At 37.3% G+C, this 19,192-nt stretch carries 20 protein-coding genes, 1 tRNA gene and 1 pseudogene; 5 read left to right on the top strand and 17 right to left on the bottom strand.

Features of this window, described 5'->3' with window-relative positions:
* Positions 1-110 precede the first annotated feature (110 nt).
* The 8 genes and pseudogenes from B9T35_RS18825 to B9T35_RS08335 all read right to left on the bottom strand — a co-directional run.
* Positions 111-608: pseudogene (locus B9T35_RS18825) on the bottom strand (MFS transporter); the annotation flags it as partial.
* A gap of 264 nt (positions 609-872) precedes the next feature.
* A complete protein-coding gene (locus B9T35_RS08365; RefSeq protein WP_086190670.1) occupies positions 873-1,484 on the bottom strand; it encodes a septal ring lytic transglycosylase RlpA family protein in 612 nt (203 codons plus the stop codon).
* A 284-nt stretch (positions 1,485-1,768) separates the two neighbouring features.
* Positions 1,769-2,770, bottom strand: a complete 1,002-nt coding sequence (gene mltB, locus B9T35_RS08360) for a lytic murein transglycosylase B (RefSeq protein WP_086190669.1) — start codon at positions 2,768-2,770, stop codon at positions 1,769-1,771.
* 132 nt (positions 2,771-2,902) lie between these two features.
* Entirely contained in the window at positions 2,903-4,045 is a 1,143-nt protein-coding gene (gene rodA, locus B9T35_RS08355) for a rod shape-determining protein RodA (RefSeq protein ID WP_086190668.1), read from the bottom strand.
* Between the two features lie 127 nt (positions 4,046-4,172).
* Entirely contained in the window at positions 4,173-4,823 is a 651-nt protein-coding gene (locus B9T35_RS08350) for a hypothetical protein (RefSeq protein WP_086190667.1), read from the bottom strand.
* A 16-nt stretch (positions 4,824-4,839) separates the two neighbouring features.
* On the bottom strand, positions 4,840-5,664 hold the full coding sequence (queF, locus tag B9T35_RS08345) for an NADPH-dependent 7-cyano-7-deazaguanine reductase QueF (RefSeq protein ID WP_086190666.1): 825 nt from the start codon (positions 5,662-5,664) through the stop codon (positions 4,840-4,842).
* Positions 5,664-6,437 (bottom strand): ABC transporter permease, encoded by a 774-nt coding sequence (locus B9T35_RS08340; protein ID WP_086190665.1) that lies wholly within the window; start codon positions 6,435-6,437, stop codon positions 5,664-5,666. The genes queF and B9T35_RS08340 overlap by 1 nt, the downstream gene beginning before the upstream one ends.
* Complete coding sequence (locus B9T35_RS08335) at positions 6,434-7,369, bottom strand: ABC transporter ATP-binding protein (RefSeq protein WP_086190664.1); 936 nt, start codon at positions 7,367-7,369, stop codon at positions 6,434-6,436. Before B9T35_RS08335 ends, B9T35_RS08340 begins: the two co-directional genes overlap by 4 nt.
* Before the next feature lie 186 nt (positions 7,370-7,555).
* On the opposite strand from B9T35_RS08335, the gene B9T35_RS08330 reads away from it, so the two are divergent.
* Positions 7,556-7,631 (top strand) — tRNA-Arg (locus B9T35_RS08330).
* Positions 7,632-8,163: 532 nt separating this feature from the next.
* On the opposite strand, the gene B9T35_RS08325 is transcribed toward B9T35_RS08330, so the two are convergent.
* From B9T35_RS08325 to B9T35_RS08315, 3 genes are all read right to left on the bottom strand, one after another.
* Positions 8,164-8,520, bottom strand: a complete 357-nt coding sequence (locus B9T35_RS08325; RefSeq protein ID WP_086190663.1) for a hypothetical protein — start codon at positions 8,518-8,520, stop codon at positions 8,164-8,166.
* 209 nt (positions 8,521-8,729) lie between these two features.
* A complete protein-coding gene (locus B9T35_RS08320; protein ID WP_086190662.1) occupies positions 8,730-9,323 on the bottom strand; it encodes a hypothetical protein in 594 nt (197 codons plus the stop codon).
* Between the two features lie 86 nt (positions 9,324-9,409).
* Positions 9,410-10,111, bottom strand: coding sequence for a putative quorum-sensing-regulated virulence factor (locus tag B9T35_RS08315; RefSeq protein WP_086190661.1), 702 nt, complete (start codon positions 10,109-10,111; stop codon positions 9,410-9,412).
* Between the two features lie 402 nt (positions 10,112-10,513).
* On the opposite strand from B9T35_RS08315, the gene B9T35_RS08305 reads away from it, so the two are divergent.
* The 3 genes from B9T35_RS08305 (at position 10,514) to rnk (ending at position 13,716) form a co-directional block, all read left to right on the top strand.
* On the top strand, positions 10,514-11,740 hold the full coding sequence (locus B9T35_RS08305; RefSeq protein WP_086190659.1) for an alpha/beta hydrolase: 1,227 nt from the start codon (positions 10,514-10,516) through the stop codon (positions 11,738-11,740).
* A gap of 154 nt (positions 11,741-11,894) precedes the next feature.
* Positions 11,895-13,148, top strand: coding sequence for a serine hydroxymethyltransferase (gene glyA, locus B9T35_RS08300; protein WP_086190658.1), 1,254 nt, complete (start codon positions 11,895-11,897; stop codon positions 13,146-13,148).
* Positions 13,149-13,311: 163 nt separating this feature from the next.
* Positions 13,312-13,716 (top strand): nucleoside diphosphate kinase regulator, encoded by a 405-nt coding sequence (rnk, locus tag B9T35_RS08295; RefSeq protein ID WP_086190657.1) that lies wholly within the window; start codon positions 13,312-13,314, stop codon positions 13,714-13,716.
* Positions 13,717-13,770: 54 nt separating this feature from the next.
* Here the strand turns inward: rnk and B9T35_RS08290 are convergent, their stop codons facing one another.
* From B9T35_RS08290 to B9T35_RS08260, 6 genes are all read right to left on the bottom strand, one after another.
* Entirely contained in the window at positions 13,771-15,312 is a 1,542-nt protein-coding gene (locus B9T35_RS08290) for a DUF4139 domain-containing protein (RefSeq protein ID WP_086190656.1), read from the bottom strand.
* 116 nt (positions 15,313-15,428) lie between these two features.
* A complete protein-coding gene (locus tag B9T35_RS08285) occupies positions 15,429-15,839 on the bottom strand; it encodes a DUF3106 domain-containing protein (protein ID WP_086190655.1) in 411 nt (136 codons plus the stop codon).
* A complete protein-coding gene (locus tag B9T35_RS08280) occupies positions 15,829-16,152 on the bottom strand; it encodes a hypothetical protein (RefSeq protein WP_086190654.1) in 324 nt (107 codons plus the stop codon). Before B9T35_RS08280 ends, B9T35_RS08285 begins: the two co-directional genes overlap by 11 nt.
* Positions 16,142-16,762, bottom strand: a complete 621-nt coding sequence (locus tag B9T35_RS08275) for an RNA polymerase sigma factor (protein ID WP_171264248.1) — start codon at positions 16,760-16,762, stop codon at positions 16,142-16,144. The genes B9T35_RS08280 and B9T35_RS08275 overlap by 11 nt, the downstream gene beginning before the upstream one ends.
* A 161-nt stretch (positions 16,763-16,923) precedes the next feature.
* A complete protein-coding gene (locus B9T35_RS08265; RefSeq protein ID WP_086190651.1) occupies positions 16,924-17,700 on the bottom strand; it encodes a TrmH family RNA methyltransferase in 777 nt (258 codons plus the stop codon).
* 106 nt (positions 17,701-17,806) lie between these two features.
* Positions 17,807-18,781, bottom strand: a complete 975-nt coding sequence (locus B9T35_RS08260; RefSeq protein ID WP_086190650.1) for a class 1 fructose-bisphosphatase — start codon at positions 18,779-18,781, stop codon at positions 17,807-17,809.
* Positions 18,782-18,960: 179 nt separating this feature from the next.
* On the opposite strand from B9T35_RS08260, the gene B9T35_RS08255 reads away from it, so the two are divergent.
* Positions 18,961-19,152, top strand: a complete 192-nt coding sequence (locus B9T35_RS08255) for an NF038105 family protein (RefSeq protein ID WP_086190649.1) — start codon at positions 18,961-18,963, stop codon at positions 19,150-19,152.
* The last annotated feature ends 40 nt before the right edge of the window (positions 19,153-19,192 follow it).

Raw genomic sequence — 19,192 nt, 5'->3', positions numbered from 1 at the left:
TGTATCTAAGTATGAAATTGAATTAATTAAATAGAATATCGCCTTTAAAATCATGTGAGAAGTAAAGTTTTGTATAAAAATATCAGATGTATTGGTGCAATTAAAATCTTATTTATTATGGTTGATGTTTTTACTTTAAATAACCATTGTGTAGATAAACTAGAGATTAGTATGGTGATAGCTAATACATAAGGCAGTTGTTGCGCCGAAAGCTGTGGCGATAGCAGCAGACATGATTAGTGCACGAAGAAAGGCTGCTACGACCTAACTTTTGCTCAATAATGACCGCATGCATATTTAATGCAGCATCCAAGCAACCTAAGCCAATTCCATAAATGATAAAGCTGAAAACCATCATATAAAGATGATGACTAAACGTCGCATTGAGCATTCCAATCGCTTCAAATATAAAACCAATGATAATGGCAAGACGCGAGCCAAATTTGACAGCAAGCCGATCTGCAAGTAATGAGTCTAATACAGAGGCAATACATCCCCCCTAAAATAATAATAGACAGTTGATCATCTAAGAGTTTGAATTTACTTTTGATGGAGGGTAGAGCAGTCATGACCGTGGCATAACCTAAACCTTGGGCTACAAAACCGATAGATACTGCTCATTTGGCATGATCCATAATTTTATCATTTGCGGATTGAACATGATCTTCCATGTGGTTCTCTAATTTTTGTTTTTGATCTTGAAAATTATTTGGTTTTATTTCAACTACATCCTGTCAGATTGAATCATCTATTTGATGATCATATACTTTTAGAAATTTTTTACAAAGAATGTAGATATAGTTTTATCAACAAATAAAAAACCACTCATGCTGAGTGGTTTTTAGCGTTAAGTGTTGTTGCTAGAAATGAGATTAAGAGTTAGGTCCGTCAACTCGTTCTATGCTTACACGACCCGTACCTGAACTGGTCATACCTAAGCGTTTTGCAGCACCGTAAGATAAGTCAAGAACACGGTTGCCATGGAATGGACCACGATCGTTAACTTTTACGACTACACTTTTGCCATTATCTTTGTTTGTTACACGGATATAACAGTTCAAAGGTAGGCTACGGTGCGCTGCTGTAAGCTCATTCATATCGAATGTATCGCCACTTGCGGTTTTACGACCGTGGAATTGACGACCATACCATGAAGCAACACCAGTCTGGCTGAATTTACGAACAGTGTTTGAAGCAACAGTATTCAATTTATCAATAACTGAAGGTTCATCTTCCGGTACTGCAATTTTAGCTGCAATAGTCTGGCGACGAATTTTATCACCTGTACTTTCAGTGATTGCTAAACTGTTCAAATTTGAAAAGTGAGCATTAAAATTGTTTGAATCTTTACTAATCACGCGAGAAGCGAGACTTGAACTGTCTGAATCATTGTTTAAGTATGATGACTGAACCATTTCAGCATTAAGCTGAGTCATACCTAAACCGATGGTCAGGGCAGTAATATATTTAAGCGAAGCATGCATCGTTTAACTCCTTGGAACCTCGATTTAACTTTCTAAGTCGCTGAAAATTAACCTGAGAGGTCTGTAAATTCACTTGTGCAACCACATTTAACGGTAGGGGATAATATTCATGCAGCAATAAAACTGTCTACTAATATTTGATAAACAGTTACAAAAAGGACAAAAACTTACGAGATATGATTAAAAAATAATCAATATTGTAACATAATATAAAAAAAGTGTGTTTTGTGATCAGAATCTCAAAAATATTTCTTGATTTATTGTTTTAAAAAGAAATTGGAGTCTTATCGACTCGCAATTTCCGTACCTAAAAGCCATAACGCAGTTGCGTACATTCGGCTTTTATTATAAGTCGTAATGACTTGAAAATTAGGGTAAGTAATATAGTAAGCAGGGCCATAATCTTCTTGTAATTGAATAACATTGACCAAATCAAAGTCATCAATTTTTACAATAGGATTCAATGGCGAAATGCCTTGTGATTTGAGTACACCATAGGGTGTCGGTTGCGTTAAATCTTTTGCAATGATTGCATCAGGATTATTGCCACTATATCGAGCAAGAAAAGCGATCGGTTGATTGCGTTGCCATCCATGCTGTGCAAGATAGTTAGCAATCGATCCAATGGCATCTACTGCTGAATTTCTTAAATCAATATGTCCATTACCATCATAATCGACACCATATTTAGGAATATTACTTGGCATGAACTGTGGGTAACCGACGGCACCTGCATATGAACCTACAATTGAATTGGTCGGTACACCATCTTTATATGACCATGCGATTAATGCCGCTAATTCATCTTGGAAATATTGTGCACGACGTTCGTAACCGAACCCTAACGTCGCTAGCGCATCTCGAGTGATAAAAGAGCCCTTATTTGAGCCAAAACCCGTTTCTACGCCTAAGATCCCTAATATGATCGACTGAGGTACACCATATTGCTGTTCAGCACGATTGAGAGCATCTGCATATTGGTTTTTAAAACGTACACCTTTTTGGATGGTTCCTTCAGTTACAAACATCGACTTATAGGAATACCATGGCTTACTTTCACCTGGACGTTCCATAATGCTGATAATGCTTGGCAAGTTTTTTGAACCATTCATTGCCCAATCAACTTGTTCACTGCTCAAACCATAGGTTTGCATGGTCTTCATTTTGAAGTTGTTATAATTAGGATCATTGGCAAAACTATTTGCCTGACAAAAACTTGAAACTGAAAATGCAGCTGCACAAAAAGTTAAATTTCTTACTTTTTGAATAAGCCCAGACTTTAACATGTGTTATATATTCCTGATTATTAGACATCTTACATAGCGATGCATAATCTCTTTATTTTTCTCATATGAGGGCAAATAAAGAGATGCTATTTAAGAGGTCTATATTTATGTGTATAAAACGATGTGTGTAAATTAACGATGTGTATGAATTGACATCACGATGCCAAAAGTTGCCATCAAAGTAATAATTGCAGTTCCTCCATAACTCATAAAAGGTAGAGGAACACCTACTACAGGTAAAATACCACTGACCATGCCTGCATTTACAAATACATAAACAAAAAACGACATTCCGAAAGCGCCTGCAACCAAACGTCCATAGTTATGGAAGCACTGTAAGCTGATTTGGAATGTTCTAAAAATAATGGCAAAATAAAGAGTTATAAGAATCACGATGCCAATAAGACCAAATTCTTCTGAGAAAGCGGCAATAATAAAGTCAGTATGACCTTCTGGTAAAAAGTGTAAATGGGACTGTGTGCCTTCTAAGAAACCTTTGCCAGCAAATCCACCTGAACCAATCGCAGTTTTAGATTGAATAATATTCCAACCTGTCCCCAAAGCATCGGCTTCGGGATTTAATAGGGTTAATACACGTTGACGTTGATAGTCATGTAATAGAAATTCCCAAGCAATTGGAATCACAACAGCAGCAGCAGCGAAAGCTGCCATAATCATTTTCCAAGACAAGCCACTTAAGAACAGTACAAAAATACCGCTGGCAAGAATGAGGAGAGATGTACCTAAGTCGGGCTGTTCTGCAATCAGTAAAAAAGGGACGCCAATTAAGACCAAGGAAATCAAAACGTTTTTAAAACTAGGTGGTAATGCATTGCGTGATAAAAACCATGCAATCATTAATGGCATTCCGACTTTCATAAATTCACTGGGCTGCACACTACCGAAGCCAGGAATATCAATCCAACGTTTTGCACCGAGTCGTATTTCACCAAAGGCAATGACCGCCAATAAGCATAAGATTCCAAAGCTATAAAAGTATGGCGAAAAGGCTTGATAAACTTTGGGTGGAATTTGCGCTAAGGTGAACATGACAAAACAGCCAATACCAAAACTCATGGCTTGTTTTGAAACGAGTCCGACATCTTGTGCAGAAGCGCTATAAAGGACCACCAAGCCCAGCATTGCATTTAGAAATAAAAATAAACATAACCAAGGGTCTATATGTAGACGTTGCCACTTTGAGGGCAACATGGCAGTGCTTAATCCATCTCGTGGTGCTTGGCGTAGAAATTTATATTGTGAACTTGGTGCCATTAGACTTATTGATTACTGTTGAAGGGCTTTGCGAATGCTATCACAAACTTTATTTAAGGCAATGTATATCAATATTTAGCAATAAAAAAACCTAGTCTAGACTAGGTTTTCGATCACATATTTTAGATCAATTGAAAAATAGGCTGTCGTGGTATTCAGCCATCGCTTTCAATTCATCTTTGGTTAAATTCGGGATCAGTTTATCAATCGCAATATGGACTGCTTTACCTACTGCTGCCGCTGCGATATCTGATGCTTTACGCTTAATCATCCCCAAATCTAAAGTCTTGTTAAAATCCTTCATGAAATGAGTAATCGTTGCGTCTGCAAACTGTTTATACAGTTCAGACAATCCTGCACGATTAATATCAGTCCCTGCTTGAATTTCAGCAAAAGTACTTTTTAAATTGGTCACTAAATTTGCATTTAATGCTGTCCCAACACGGAATTGTCCTTGTGGGTCTTTAAATAAGCTACGTTCAGAAAACTCAATAGATTGGCGAACAACATCGTTATCCGCTTTACTGAGTAATTGTTTAAGCAATACTGCCACAGTTGATTTTACATAACCTGCTAGTTTTTCAGCAGTATCACGTTTATCACTAGCAGGAAAGCGACGAACAAGCTCTGTTAATAGTGCATCAATAATTTCTTCATTAATGAGCAGGGCAGTTTGATCTCGCAAAGGATACAGTGGTTCGTTGGAATTTTTTTTCTCAATACCAGTCTGAATATTTTTCAATAAATTTTCAGACGGTACAAAACCAAAAAAAGGCATGTTGAAAACCTCAATGTTATTGTCGCGCCAATCGAATTGGGCTTGGCATCCATGATTCATCAGATACACGGCAAGGATTAATATCCAGTCCTCCACGACGTGTATAAGTTGCATATACCATCAGCTTTTCTGGCTTTAAGATTTGCCAAATATCAGCAAAAATTTGCTCCACACATTGTTCGTGGAAACCGTTGTGCTGACGATAGGAGATAATATAAGCTAAAATACTGCGATAACAAGGTTTTTTACCCTGATAACGAATAAAAACTGTGCCCCAATCTGGCTGTCCAGTCACTGGACAATTACTTCTCAGCAAGTGAGAAAAGAGTTGTACTTCAATATTTTTAGCTTGAGTCTCTACACTTTCATCTAAGCTTAATAATGATGCATCAGGATGATTGACTAAATTGGTCGGTTCTTGATCATCAATGCAAATGCCTTGAGGTTGGCTGATGGCTAAATCATCGACCTGAAACAAGTCTAGTTTGACTTCAGCTTCGGCAGCTTTAGATAAATCTTGCTCGACTGTCGTAATAAATGCTTCTTTTGAGTCAAACTGAGTGAAGTTCATACTATTAAAGTATAACTTCAGCGATTTTGACTCAATAAGGTTTGGCGATGATGCAGGAAGGATCATGCGACCAATGGCAACTTGAGGAATACCTTTAGCATTTAGCCAAGAAATTTCAAAAATATGCCACCAATCCTTTCCCTTATATATGCCCTCAATATGAGCATAGTTTTCACGTGCTTGAGCACGTGAAATTGGAAACAGAATTTCAGGTTGGTAGGTCGTTGGATACTGAGTATCTTTACCCAATAAAGAGAGTTCTACAGACATTATTCACGCATTCCTTCACCGCGAGACAATAAATAGTAGGCAATGCCATACAGTGCCACACAACACAGTGTCACAATGATTAAAGAGAATGACACATTCACATCACTATGACCTAAGATGCCGAAACGGAAGGCATTGACCATATATACAATTGGGTTAACCAAAGAGAGATTTTGCCAAAAAGGACTTAACGAGCTAATCGCATAAAACACACCCCCTAAATAGGTAAGTGGAGTTAATACGAATGTTGGGATAATTGAAATATCATCAAAGGATTTTGCATAAACTGCATTAATTAATCCGCCCAATGAAAACAATAAAGAAGTGACGATCACGGTATAGATCGTGACAAAAATATTATGAATGGCTAAGTCTGTAAAAAAGAGACTCATCACCGTGACAATTGCACCGACTAATACACCACGGCACACACCACCAATCACATATCCCCAAAGCACTAAATGTAGTGGAACAGGGCTCATGATCAATTCTTCAATACTTTTTTGAAATTTAGCACTAAAAAAGCTAGAAGATACGTTGGCATAACTGTTGGTAATCACAGCCATCATAATTAAGCCAGGCACAATAAACTGCATATAGCTAAAGCCACCCATTTGCCCAATGCGTGAACCGACTAAATTACCAAAGATCACAAAGTATAAACTCATGGTAATCGCAGGTGGGAGCAACGTTTGTGGCCAAATTCGCATAAAGCGACGGACTTCTTTAAGAACTAAAGTAAACAACGCAACTTTCATTTGAGTAAAATTCATTGCGCTGCTCCTTCAAGGTTTTTCTCAACCATTTTAACGAACAGTTCTTCTAGACGATTCGATTTATTACGCATACTGGTGACACGAATTCCGTGAGCTTCTAAAAGTTGGAACAGATCATTTAAGGTATGACCTTTATCTAAAGTCACTTCTAATGTCACAGGATCAATCAAGTTAAATTTCACACCAATAATATCGATATGCAGCGGTTCAATCGGATGTTCTAAATCAAAGATAAATGACTCTTCATTCAATTGATTTAAGAAAGATTTCATCGTGGTGTCTTCTTTAATCAGACCACGGTCAATAATTGCAATACGACGACAAAGCATTTCTGCTTCTTCTAAGTAATGAGTGGTTAAAATAATCGATGTACCATTGTCATTCATTTCAGTTAGGAAATCCCACATTGAACGACGTAGTTCAATATCTACACCTGCTGTAGGTTCATCCAGAATTAATAATTTAGGTTCATGCATCATTGCGCGAGCAATCATTAAACGACGTTTCATACCACCAGAAAGCATGCGTCCCTGAGTATTACGTTTATCCCATAAACCAAGTTTTTCTAAATAGTGCTCAGCACGTTGTTCAGCAATTTTTCTTGGAATACCGTAATAACCTGCTTGGGTCACTAAAATATCAAAAGTTTTTTCAAACTGACCAAAATTAAACTCTTGCGGTACAACGCCAAGACATTGTTTAGCATGTGAGGGATGGGTATCTAAGTTATGACCAAAAATTTCAACTGTACCTGAAGTTTTACGTGTCAAAGAACTGATAATACTAATCGTTGTGGATTTGCCTGCACCATTTGGACCTAAAAGGGCATAGAATTCGCCTTCTGGAACAGTTAGATCTATTCCTTTGAGTGCTTGAAAGCCATTTCGATATGTCTTGGACAAATCTCTTAACGTCAATGCATCAGCCATGAAATACTCACTTGGTTTTATGAGTGTGTATTGTGAGCGATCTCGGTGAATAAACCAAGCATCAGACGAGCAATTATGTGTTGCATTTATGGAACGTTGTATAAAGCATGATCAGCAGTGCACTTAAACATTTGATATATGCTTTACCTTATGTTTTTTTTTGATATGATGTGCGCAATCTAAAATGCGCTCATAGCTCAACTGGATAGAGTACAGGTCTCCGAAGCCTGTGGCGTGGGTTCGAGTCCCGCTGAGCGCACCATTTATATGTGTTTTTAAAATAATGACAATCAACAATAACTTTTTATTCTAATTTTAAAATCTAGCACGTTATAAATTTGATCAGCCTATAGCCCACAATTTTGTTCTGTGAACAAATTTTAAAGATATATCGTTAGATTTAAGAAGCGTAATATCTTACAAATTTCTTGATTTGATCTCAATATACTTTTTATGGTCTAAACGTATTGAAATGTTGCTAGGTCTTGTGGGGAAAATCACTTAGAGCTATATTCTAAAAACAGTAGATCAGGTTAGATTCTACTTTTAAGTTGGACGGATCAATGACAGCTTATTGAGTTTGAAGTATGTTTTTAACGGACTTTAAATAACAAATCAGCACTAGCCATCCAACATAGAAAACTCGCAGAAATGCGAGTTTTCCTATTTATGGGATTTGAATATTTAATCAAATAGGTTATTTTGAATAAATATCTTTTAATTTTTTCGCACCAAGCTCTTATAAGTAGGCTGTAAGATATTTAAGAATAAATCATTGATAAAAGAACAGGTCATTAAGCATCAATAATTGCTAATTCAACATCATAACGTTGAAATTCTATAATCATACTTTCAATGATTTGTTTAAATAAATCATCTTCATCATTAACTTCATATTCTAAAGCTTGAGCGCTATCAAAACATTCAATACGATCAATGTTCCAAATGGTAGGGTCATCCATCTGGCTAATGTATATACGACGCGGTTGAATGTCATTCATCATTTGAATGGGTAATACCGAGCTAATCGCCAGTTGATTTTTCTCTAGTTGTTCTTGAGGGCTGATAAAAGTAATCACCCAATTGCCAACTTTACTTAAATGCATGGGGTTATCAAATAAAGCAAACTGTATCAATAAGGGAAAAGCCATAGAAAGATACTTCCCAAAAGAAACAGTTATAAGTGAGTGAATCATCAATGTAGATAGGGCTTAAGTTGTATGAATAATGCTAAAAGTAGATGTTAATTTAGCCTCAAAAACTAACATCATGATTTTAATATAATTATAGTAGGTGGCTTACTAAGCGTTTCAATTTTTAAGATAAAAAAACACTTATGTATGACAGATAAACGCTAAATTTACGTCGCTTGCATATGTTGAAATGATAAATTGATTTGATGCAGCGTTTGATTTAATGCTAATGGCGGAATGCGAGTTTCTTGTAGAGCAGTAATCCATTGCATTTGGCAAAGTTTAAGTTCACGAATATTTTCAGCATTTTGAATTTGGATAACCAGTCTTTTTGCCATTAAGCCACAATATTGTGTCAATAAGTCAATCATGCATTGTTTCAGTTCATTAAAATTGAGCATTGGTAATGCGACGTGTGCCAGTTCTTCTATTTCTGTAGATGCTTTTTGTTGAAGATCATTCGAGTGATTTTCACTTTCATGAATAATCATTGGGCTTTCTTTAAGCAAAATTTCACTAACATCTTTCTGGATCGAATGTGAGTGTTGCTCAATAGGTTTTTGTGAGGAAAAAATGAGACCTTTTTCTTCAAGTTCGCTTAATAACGTAGGTGTTGCTATTTTTTCTTTCAGTTTAGGATTTAAAATTTGAAAGTCTTCAGAGCCAATAAGAACAAGTAAACGACGCTGACGAGCATTTAAATCTAAACTACGATGTTTTAAGGCATTTATGCCCAATTCAGTTTTTAAATAGTGATTCATACTCTAATTTATCCCCACAATAAATTAGAGTAATTGTAATGAGTGAAAATTACACTAATATGACTTTTATATTACAAATCAAACGTTTAAAGTGTGATTAATTTTGCATTTTCTAATGCTTTTTTTAAGTAAGGGTCAAGCTCGTCTTGGCGGAGTAACCAGCTCATATAGTCAGAAGGTAAGTCTGCAATGGCTGTGCCACGATGTTTACCAAAATTAATTGTACGTGGAATTCGCGCATCTTCAGAAACATCAAATAATTCTTCAATATTTTGAATATTCAACTTATGAATAATATGCATTAAAATATTGGCGGTTAGAATGATATCAGCATCAGCTCTATGCGCCCCTTTTAACATTTCACGTGCTTTTGCACTGCCTTTACTAATCATATAAATAAGTGCTGATATATTATGAGCTTCAGCATCTGGCCAAACCAAACGTGCTAAAGCAAGTGTACAAATTGCTTTAATGTGAGACGTATCCACACCGCATTGCTGAATCGCTCGAATATCATAGTCAATATTATGACCAATGATATAAACCGTTTCAGGCGGTAAGCTGAATGTGCCGAAATTCGGTTGATCAATAATTTCTGATTCTAAAATATGATGAACAGCCATTGATGCAAACGAAATTTTTTCATCGCCAATGCTATACAGTTGATCAAAAATTTGATTGCGATCTAAACTTAATTTACCTTCTTGGATTTGAATCGGTGCATATGCAATCTCGATAGGTAAGCCATTGAGTGTATGTGTTTCAGTATCGAGGATGATGGCTTGCATGACCTGCTCCAAAGCAAGATTTAAGTGATTCAAATGTACCGCTCACATGCGAATGTTTCAAATAAAAATCCAATTTTTATCGAATTTACTTCATTTTTTATAAGAAAGCTGAATAAAACATCTATTTTAAGTGAAACTCAGATTATTTTTACCTTGAATTTCTGTGAGCAAAAAGTATTGGTTTGGTTATTTCAAATGATCTTTTTTAAATAGTAAATATTGGTATAAATAGATGAAGGTTATTTGATCAAGATTGTGTGTTGTTCCAAGTATGCTAATTAGATTTGAGTTGCTTGAAAGTTGTTCAATAAATTACTTGCTATGCAGGATATATTGGCGTAATTATTAAAGCTAATCAAAGTAAAAATATGCATTAAAAAAACTGGTTTAAGGATAAATCTTATGAAAAAAACGTTACTCACAGTTCTGTTACTCAGTTCAGGTTTAATATTAACGGCATGTAATGATAGCAATGATGATTATGTTTTAGGCGGTGGGGATGGTAATACATCATCGGATGTTAATACGATTAAAGAGCCCGTGGTTGGAACACCTTCGACCTATGCATTAACTGATATGTCGAGTGTCGCTGGTAGTAGTGTTGTAATGACTTATAAAATGAAAGGGGTTAGCGGAGCCGAAGTTTTAGCTACAGCATTAGTCTTTACACCCAAAACAGCAGCGCCCGTAGGCGGTTGGCCAATTGTTGCTTGGGCGCATGGCACAACAGGTGTAGCAGATGTATGTGCGCCGAGTCAGAATGTAATGAATCCTGCTATTCAGGGGATGATCGCTCAATTGTTGGCACAGGGTTATGTTGTTGTTGCGCCTGATTATGAAGGTTTAGGTAATGGTGGCAAAGAACCACATCCATTCTTAAATGTAAAAAGTGAAGCTTATTCAATTACAGATGCTGTTGTTGCTGCGCGTAGTTGGTTAGGTGCTAAAGTGTCTGATAAATGGGTAACGGTAGGACATTCACAAGGCGGGCAAGCAGCATTAGGTGCAGCACAATATGCTTCACGTGCAAATATAAAATATATGGGAACCGTTGCCGTTGCTCCTGCATCCAATTTAAAAACGATTTTTAATACTGGGCAACAAGCTGTAGCGAACTTACCGCTTAAAGATCAAATCTCTACATTGGCTTCGTTAAATACCTATGCGGCTTTGATTACTGCTGGAATGCAGGGACAATCTTCATCCGCTACATATTCGCAAGTATTTCAAACGAATGCAGTACCAATCGCCATGCAGGCAGAGACAGTATGCGCAGATCCACTGGGGGAAACTTTTGGTGTCAAAATGGCAACAGCTTTGGCGACAACTAATACATTATCAGGTTATTTAACACAAGATAATTTTATGCAAGTTCCTGCAATCACAACATTTTTAGGTACAACTTCTCAACCTTTATCGGTAAAAGTAACGACTCCAGTGAAAATTTACCAAGGTGGAATTGATACAACTGTTCCTGCAAATGCAACAGCTCAACTTATAACAGATGCAACGAAACTTGGAACCAAAATCGATTTGAAATATGACGTCACTTGGAGCCACACAACAGCATACACTGCAAATATTGCAAATATTGTCACAGATGTAAAAGGTATGCTTAGCGCTCAATAAGTTAATTTGAATTAAATCGCTCATGTTGCATCGAAACATGAGCGATTTTTATATGAAACTGAGTAAACTTCATTCTTCTTAATCATAAAGTTCATGTTACAATGCGCACAATCTTAGCACGGCTTAAAAGCCCTACTTATATAGGACCTCGCTAATGTTTGCCAATATATCAGTTGCAGAATTTGATCCAGAAATCGCTCAAGCAATCACAAAGGAAGATGCTCGCCAAGAAGCGCACATCGAGCTGATTGCTTCTGAAAACTATTGCTCGCCAGCAGTAATGGAAGCTCAAGGATCAAAACTTACAAACAAATATGCGGAAGGCTATCCAGGCAAACGCTATTATGGCGGTTGTGAATATGTAGATGTCATTGAACAATTAGCGATTGACCGTGCTAAAGCGTTGTTTGGTGCAGATTATGCAAACGTTCAACCACATGCAGGTTCACAAGCAAATTCTGCAGTTTACTTGGCGCTTCTTAATCCGGGTGATACCGTTTTAGGCATGAGCCTTGCTCACGGTGGTCACTTGACTCACGGTGCAAAAGTAAGCTTCTCAGGTAAAACATATAATGCAATTCAGTATGGTTTAAATACTGAAACTGGCGAAATTGATTACGAAGAAGTAGAACGTTTAGCAGTAGAACATAAGCCACGGATGATCGTTGCGGGTTTCTCTGCATATAGCCAAATTGTAGATTGGCAACGTTTCCGTGATATCGCGGATAAAGTTGGCGCTTACTTATTTGTAGATATGGCTCACGTTGCTGGTTTAGTTGCTGCGGGTGTATACCCAAGCCCAGTACAAATTGCGGATGTAACAACAACGACGACACATAAAACACTTCGTGGTCCACGTTCAGGTTTAATCCTTGCAAAAGCGAATGAAGAGATTGAGAAAAAACTTCAATCTGCTGTATTCCCTGGTAACCAAGGTGGTCCATTGGTTCATGCTGTTGCTGCTAAAGCAATTTGCTTTAAAGAAGCAATGACACCAGAATATAAAGAATATCAAAAACAAGTTGTGGTGAATGCTAAAGCAATGGCTGAAGTATTGATTGCACGTGGTTATGACATCGTATCTGGTGGTACTGAAAATCACTTATTCTTATTGTCTTTAATTAAACAAGACGTAACGGGTAAAGAAGCAGATGCATGGTTAGGTGCTGCGCACATTACTGTGAACAAAAATGCTGTACCCAATGACCCACGTTCTCCATTTGTAACGTCTGGTATTCGTATTGGTACACCTGCTGTAACAACACGTGGTTTTGGCGAAGCTGAAGTTCGTGAACTTGCAGGTTGGATTGCTGACGTTCTAGATAGCAAAGGTGACGAAGCGGTGATTAATACGATAAAAGAGAAAGTATCGACTCTTTGCGCTAAATTCCCAGTTTACGTAAACTAAGTTTAGACTTGAGAAAAAGCTCCCTCAAGGGGGCTTTTTTTATCACAGTGAAAAATACAAAGTAGGGTACACAAAAAGATATTTTCTGTTATAAAAGAATGAGAGATAACGACAAAATATTAATGTATCCCTTAAGATATATTGAATTCAAGGAATTAGGTACATGGCTAAACCGAATATTATTATTTCATCACAAGATTTACATCGTTTAGAAACGATGCTTGAGCACCAAGATAAATTGACGCCAACGATGCAACATTTGGAAGATGAACTTGCACGTGCTGAAGTGGTTGAGCCGAAAGATGTTCCTGCCAATGTCGTGAGCATGAATGCGAAAGTATTAATCACGATTGCACCTGCAAAAGAAGCAACAGAAATTACCTTGGTTTACCCACATGACTTTAAGGGTGATAAAGGGCAGGTGAATGTTGTTGCACCGATTGGGACTGCAATTTTAGGTTTGGCAGAAGGGCAAGAAATTGAATGGCCACAACCAGATGGTCATATTATGAAAGTCAAAATTGAAAAAGTGCTTTATCAGCCTGAACGCGAAGGGAATTATTTGTAATCAGTATGATTGTTGAATGATAAAAAGCCCAGAGATTGATCTGGGCTTTAATTTCTAGAATCCTGAAATACGTCCTTTATTAGGATATTTAAATTGATGTTGAACATCGAGTTTAAATATTTGTTTGGGGTTCAATTCTAAATTCCATTGATTAATATTTGGCTGATCATGCCATGTTGTCGCCGTTGGTGTTTGACTATAGGTTGACTGAGTGGTGAGTTTACTATTACGACTTTGTGGTACAGCGTCAAAGAGTTGCACTTGGATTGGGTATGAGTGCAAATTTTGAATACTATATTGTTGTTTTTGAATAGTTTCAGATTGTGCGCCTCGTACAGCATTCTTTTGATCTGTTAAGTCGATGACTTTGACTTGAATTTGCTCATCTGTACCAAAGCTCATGGATACTGATTCATCTGAACTATTGTCCCAGTTTCTTTGTCCAATATAATCGCCATCACGATAAAGTTTGACTAAGCCAGATGGCCAATTACGATCGAGCTTTGTAATTTCTGCATTCAGTGTTGCTTGAGTGCTTTGTTTCGGGATAACCCATGCAGAAATTTTTGCTGGATATTGTTCGGTACTCAGTGGTAAATAAATTTGTTGTTGGCTACTTGAAATAGAAGCTTTAGTTTCTGAGCGAAATTCTGTACTAAAATTTAAGTCATTGCTTTCAAACTGTGGAAATTGAGGTGCATTCCCGCCTTTTCCTTTACTTACCATTTTTGCAGACGAATCCATCATTGCAACTTCTGCCATTGGGGCAGGGGCATACAGTGGACGAACAGGTTGCGGTTCATAATAATCGACCCACCATACCTCAGGGCTTTGCTGACGGACAATGCTTTGCGGTGATGAGGTTGATAAAGTGAGATTTATATTATTCCAATCTTCACCCGTTTTTTGCGCAATCATTGCCATTCGAGTCAGTTTGACTTGCTTAGTATTGGTATCTAACTCGGCTTTATATACAGGTTGCCAACGTGCGTAGGGCACCATATAACTGAGTTTAATCATACCTTTTTGCGGTGCATTGACATAAAATTTAATGCTACGTTGTTTAAACTCATGATCACCAATTGCATTCAAATCTTGTTGTAGCTCTTCTAAGCGTTGTTCTAATTTTTCTTTTTCAAGTTTAGCTTTATCAATGGCAACGAAAGCGTCATAAGCTTGTTTACGAACCTTATCAGCTGAGCCTTCGGTGACATTTCCTAAAAATTTATTTTGTAACTCAGCTGCTTGTATAATTGAGTTTTGTTCAGAAATTTTAGTTTGAACTTGATCAATTTGATTGCTAATTTTTTGTGATTCTTGCCCAGAAGGCTTATTTAAGGCACTGTCATTATGAGACACTGCATTTACATCAATATTCACTGTTTGATACTGCAATTGTGACATATCAAAGTTAGCTGCAAGTCCATCTAAAGTGATAAGTTGCTCACCAGATTGAACAGGAATATTGCGTTCTATTTTTGCGGAAGTTGGGTAAAGTGTGACATGCTGAATTGGTGCTTCATTAATATTGAAAGCAAAGCAAGCAGAAAAGGGAAAGCCGATTAAACTGATCGATAAAGCGAGATTTCTTTTCATTCTTAATACCAATGCTATTTAAGCAACATTATGCAAGAAGAATGGTGAGATTAAAATCGATTCATGCGATGATTTGGAACTTCATCGATATGAAAAGGCTCATGCAGAGCCTTAAATTAATGATTCGTGGTATTTGTAGCTTGTAGATATTTTTGGAAATAGTGTTCACGAATTTCTGTACGTTGTTCTGTCGTTGTCGCTTTTTCCATTTTTTTACGCATAGCACTACGTTCACTGGTACTCATTTGTTGCCAAGCTTCACGCATTTTCTCTTTTTCTGGTTCAGGAAGTTGAGTGAACCAATCCATACGTTGTTGCAGTGCAACACTCTGATTTTCAGGAATCTCTTTGAGATTCTGATAGCGTTTAATCAGCGCACGTTGTTCATCATCAGAGAGTGCATCCCATGTTTCATTGGCTTGACTTTTTGTATCTTTAGAAAAAATCCAAAAACGTTCAAATCCTGCAAAACTGGTTTGTAAAAAACCGATTGCACAAAAAGCCAAAACTAATTTTCTAGCTGCCATGGGAAGCTTTACTCTCACCAAATACAGATAACATTTCTAAATCTTCCATCATTTGCGGTGAAAGTTTAGGGCTGACAATGACTTGTTGATTTTGTGGTTGATCCTTAAAATCAAATGCATTTGGAATTACCACAAAACCAGTAATGGCAGCAGCAAGCGCAAAACCAGTCATTTTCCATGAGTGGAAACGAGACACAGGTTTGGCATGTATATTTTCCAATACTTTATGCATCACCACAGCTTTATTTCTGTGATTGCTTGCAAGACCATCTAACTTCGCGGTGACTTGCTTTGTGAAATCATCATGATTCATCTGATGACCCTCCCATAAAAGGATTTAAATGAGATAGCGACGCTTTTAAACCTTGAATTGCACGGTGATAATGTGTTTTCACGCTTCCCTCTGTACAGTTCATGATTTGTGCTGTCGTTTGTGTATCAAAGCCTTCCCAAGCACGGAGCATGAAAGCTTGCTGTTGTCGCAATGGAAGTTTTGTAATCGCTTCATGAATTTCTTCAATCGCAACTTCTTGGGCTAAAAAATGTAATGGATTAGGCGTTGATTCGTCTACAATGTCCATCATCTCATCATCGTCAGAATCTAAATTAAGTTTTCTGAACAGTGAAAAAGGTGATGCTCTGCGTGCTTCTTTACGACGCCAATCCTGTAATTTGTTATTTAAAATTGTATAAAAAAGTGGATACCATTCTTCAATGGCTTTGTTTGCATAAGATTTATGTAAGGAAATAAAGGCTTCCTGTACCAAATCCATTGCAATGCCATTTTGCCCTTGTGTCGCACTTTCCATCATAACCAAGGCACGACCCGTCACATCCTGCATAAAAAACTTCAGGCGTTGCTCAACCGTACCCGTTTGAGCACTACTTTCTTCAGACTGTGACTGTTTTGGTGCTAAGTCCATAGAGATGGAAAATCCCGTCATTGGGGCACCCACCATTATTGTTTAAATCATTACTTCTATAACGTTTAAAAACAATGGTAGGTTGACAACCGAAGCAATTATTTTTGTCAGTGTAAATGATTTTGCTTGAGCGAAGGGCTTTAGTAAAATTATTTAACGATTTATAGGCGTTGACGCACCATTTCAAAGAAACATACAGAACCTGCAATGGCAACATTCAGTGACTCTTGACCACCCGGTTGAGGGATTGAAACTGCTTCAGCATGCGCTAGAGCATAATCTGAAGCGCCTTGACCTTCATTGCCTAGAATCCAAACACATTGTTTTCTTAAGCTTTTAGAGTAAAGGCTTTCAGATTCATGAGAGCTTGTAACATAAACAGGGATTTTAAATTCTTTTAAAATATCTTCAAGTTCAATGTTTTCATAAGTGTACAGTGAAAAATGAGCACCCATGCCAGCACGCAATACACGTGGTGACCATAATGATGCCGAACCTTTGGTACAAACAATTTGTTCAATACCTGCTGCTGCTGCAGAACGCAATAGTGTACCGACATTACCTGGATCTTGAATATTTTCCAAAATCAGTGTGTCTTCAGTGAAATTAAGCGCTTGTCTAGAATTTGGTAAATCAATAACAGCAAGACATGCAATGCTGGTTCCCAATGTACTTAAGTCTTTATATAAAGACTCACTTAAAACAAAAATAATACCTGTATATTGATCCGTAATTTTTTCAAAATCTGGATGTGAAAGGGCATGTTCAGTGGTGAAAATAGATTTGATCTGACGGTTTTTTTCTAACCAAGCTAAGGTTAAATGCGTACCTTCAAGGACGGTTTGACCTTGTTTTTTACGGTAAGTGTTTTGTTCAATTAAACCGCGTAAGTGCTTAAGCTTAGGGTTGTCTCTAGATTCTAAAAATATTGTTGGCATGGGAGTGCATCCACGGAAGTAAGTAGGGTCTGTTGGCAATTCATCGCTGATGATATGGCAACAGACCCTTAAATGTGCTTACTCCCATTATTGAGAGAAAGAAAAATTAGTTATGGTAACTGGTAACAAGTTCAACTTCATTTTTAGAACCAATCACAACGGGTACACGTTGATGTAGTTCAGTCGGTTGGATTTCCATAATGCGGACACGACCTGTTGTCGATGCGCCACCAGCTTGCTCCATGAGCATGCTCATTGGATTTGCTTCATACATTAAACGTAGGCGACCTGCTTTTTTCGGGTCTTTAGTGTCGTAAGGATATAAGAAAATACCACTACGGCAAAGAATACGGTGAATATCACCCACCATACATGCAACCCAACGCATATTAAAGTCTTTTTCACGAACTGAAGTTATGCCTGCTTGTAATTCATCAATATAACGTTTTACTGGAGCTTCCCAGTGGCGTTGATTTGATGCATTAATCGCATATTCTTTAGTTTCTGTGGCAACTTGAATGTTTTCAGACGTTAGTAAAAATTGTTGAGTTTCAGGATCAAAAGTAAAGAATACCGTGCCTGCCCCAACAGTCAGCGCCATCATGGTAGATGGACCATACAATACATAACCAGCGGCTGCTTGTTCAGTACCTGCTTGCATGAAGTCTTCTGCTTTAGTCACTGCATTTTTAGCAGGAAGAATAGAAAAGATTGTACCGACGCACATATTGATGTCGATGTTGCTTGAACCATCTAATGGGTCAAATAAAACCAGATATTGACCATTGTTTTGAGCAGATGTGAAATCATCCAATTCTTCAGAGGCTAATCCACCGACATTTTTATTGATTTTAAGCGCATCAATTAAATAGTCATTTGAAATAACATCTAGTTTCTTTTGCGTTTCACCTTGGACATTTTCATGTTCAGCACTGCCTAAAACACCAGCCAAAGCACCTTTTTGTAATGCAAGATCAATGGTTTTACAGGTATTTGCGATGGTTTCAATCACATCAGCAAGTTCAGGCGTCAGGTTCCCTTGTTGTAGTTCTAAGTACTGGGATAATGTGCGATATGACATATCAAGGTTGCTCCAATAAAGCGATGAATTTCTAGCAAATTAAACAATCGCACTATTTTAGATGAGTTCGACACAAAATAGAAATTATCCTGTGTTATTTGTCGTGAAATTGCTCTTGAAAGTATTTTATAAAGTGCTATGTTGAAGAGACGGAATATGAGAATCCAAGGAGCACTAAGATGACAACGACGAAGTTTGAAGCGACTCCATCTGCAAATGAAGGCATTGATTTAGATGATATTAGTGTCGAAAATGTAAAAGATGCATGGAAAGAATACGAAGCAAAACCTGAGTATAAAACATTCAATAAACATGACATGATTGAATCTATGCAAAACCATAGTCCCATGCCAGATTCAAAAAATCCTTAATATATAAAAAGCGCACATAAGATATGAGCGCTTTTTTATG

Source organism: Acinetobacter sp. ANC 3832 (genome assembly GCF_002135415.1).
Taxonomy (GTDB): domain Bacteria; phylum Pseudomonadota; class Gammaproteobacteria; order Pseudomonadales; family Moraxellaceae; genus Acinetobacter.
Note: the sequence above shows the minus strand (reverse complement) of the source record. Positions and strands in the feature narration are given on the sequence as shown.

Bases quoted from the DNA above. Each gene is read 5' to 3' on its own strand.
- B9T35_RS08365 (WP_086190670.1), bottom strand. From the start codon at position 1,484: ATGCATGCTTCGCTTAAATATATTACTGCCCTGACCATCGGTTTAGGT.
- mltB (WP_086190669.1), bottom strand. From the start codon at position 2,770: ATGTTAAAGTCTGGGCTTATTCAAAAAGTAAGAAATTTAACTTTTTGT.
- rodA (WP_086190668.1), bottom strand. From the start codon at position 4,045: ATGGCACCAAGTTCACAATATAAATTTCTACGCCAAGCACCACGAGAT.
- B9T35_RS08350 (WP_086190667.1), bottom strand. From the start codon at position 4,823: ATGCCTTTTTTTGGTTTTGTACCGTCTGAAAATTTATTGAAAAATATT.
- queF (WP_086190666.1), bottom strand. From the start codon at position 5,664: ATGTCTGTAGAACTCTCTTTATTGGGTAAAGATACTCAGTATCCAACG.
- B9T35_RS08340 (WP_086190665.1), bottom strand. From the start codon at position 6,437: ATGAATTTTACTCAAATGAAAGTTGCGTTGTTTACTTTAGTTCTTAAA.
- B9T35_RS08335 (WP_086190664.1), bottom strand. From the start codon at position 7,369: ATGGCTGATGCATTGACGTTAAGAGATTTGTCCAAGACATATCGAAAT.
- B9T35_RS08325 (WP_086190663.1), bottom strand. From the start codon at position 8,520: ATGGCTTTTCCCTTATTGATACAGTTTGCTTTATTTGATAACCCCATG.
- B9T35_RS08320 (WP_086190662.1), bottom strand. From the start codon at position 9,323: ATGAATCACTATTTAAAAACTGAATTGGGCATAAATGCCTTAAAACAT.
- B9T35_RS08315 (WP_086190661.1), bottom strand. From the start codon at position 10,111: ATGCAAGCCATCATCCTCGATACTGAAACACATACACTCAATGGCTTA.
- B9T35_RS08305 (WP_086190659.1), top strand. From the start codon at position 10,514: ATGAAAAAAACGTTACTCACAGTTCTGTTACTCAGTTCAGGTTTAATA.
- glyA (WP_086190658.1), top strand. From the start codon at position 11,895: ATGTTTGCCAATATATCAGTTGCAGAATTTGATCCAGAAATCGCTCAA.
- rnk (WP_086190657.1), top strand. From the start codon at position 13,312: ATGGCTAAACCGAATATTATTATTTCATCACAAGATTTACATCGTTTA.
- B9T35_RS08290 (WP_086190656.1), bottom strand. From the start codon at position 15,312: ATGAAAAGAAATCTCGCTTTATCGATCAGTTTAATCGGCTTTCCCTTT.
- B9T35_RS08285 (WP_086190655.1), bottom strand. From the start codon at position 15,839: ATGGCAGCTAGAAAATTAGTTTTGGCTTTTTGTGCAATCGGTTTTTTA.
- B9T35_RS08280 (WP_086190654.1), bottom strand. From the start codon at position 16,152: ATGAATCATGATGATTTCACAAAGCAAGTCACCGCGAAGTTAGATGGT.
- B9T35_RS08275 (WP_171264248.1), bottom strand. From the start codon at position 16,762: ATGGACTTAGCACCAAAACAGTCACAGTCTGAAGAAAGTAGTGCTCAA.
- B9T35_RS08265 (WP_086190651.1), bottom strand. From the start codon at position 17,700: ATGCCAACAATATTTTTAGAATCTAGAGACAACCCTAAGCTTAAGCAC.
- B9T35_RS08260 (WP_086190650.1), bottom strand. From the start codon at position 18,781: ATGTCATATCGCACATTATCCCAGTACTTAGAACTACAACAAGGGAAC.
- B9T35_RS08255 (WP_086190649.1), top strand. From the start codon at position 18,961: ATGACAACGACGAAGTTTGAAGCGACTCCATCTGCAAATGAAGGCATT.